1 protein-coding gene is annotated in these 658 nt (G+C 42.9%); it reads left to right on the forward strand.

Annotation, left to right across the window (positions count from 1 at the left end):
- A partial coding sequence (locus A3766_RS07235; protein WP_156508755.1) for an OmpA family protein occupies positions 1-658 on the forward strand: 658 nt, incomplete at both ends.

Raw genomic sequence — 658 nt, forward strand, 5'->3', positions numbered from 1 at the left:
TTCTATACGATGACTAATAATAACCCTATGAAACCGGGTAAAGCGGCGTTAGTGGTTGAGGCTTCATCTTGGAAGCCGGGCAAGGTAATTCAGGATCTGGGTTATGTCGACGTTGTAGATAGTGATCAGCCTTTAAGTGTGCCTAGAGCTAAAGCGACTAATATGATGCAGGGCCTATTAGAAGGCATGACGCCAACTTTTACCCGGAAAGCTTGGTACAGCGATGATTCAATCAGGGTTAGAATTAATAGTGTTAATTTCAAGTCAATCTATAATGGCTATCTTGATTGTATAGCAGGTTTGTTGCCGGTTAATTTTAGGCAGGTCGAGAAAACGCGTGTGCATTTTGAATCTGATAAGTCAGATCTAACCGAGCGTGATATAAAGTCACTGGATTTGGTGGTTCTCTATGTCTTAAATGACTCGAGTGTGACAGCTATTTATGTTGATGGTCACACAGACAGTACTGGCCGTAGAATTTATAACCGGCGCTTATCTAAAGCACGCGCGCAAGCCGTTAGGGATTACTTAATCAATAATGGTCTGGAAGCCGATATTATCCGTACACGTTACCATGGTGAGCGTTATCCGGTGGCTAAAAATAACACCAAAAAGAATAAGAAACTGAATAGACGTAGCACCGTTCGGCTGGTTCGCG

The sequence above is a fragment of the Oleiphilus sp. HI0132 genome, from assembly GCF_001635845.1.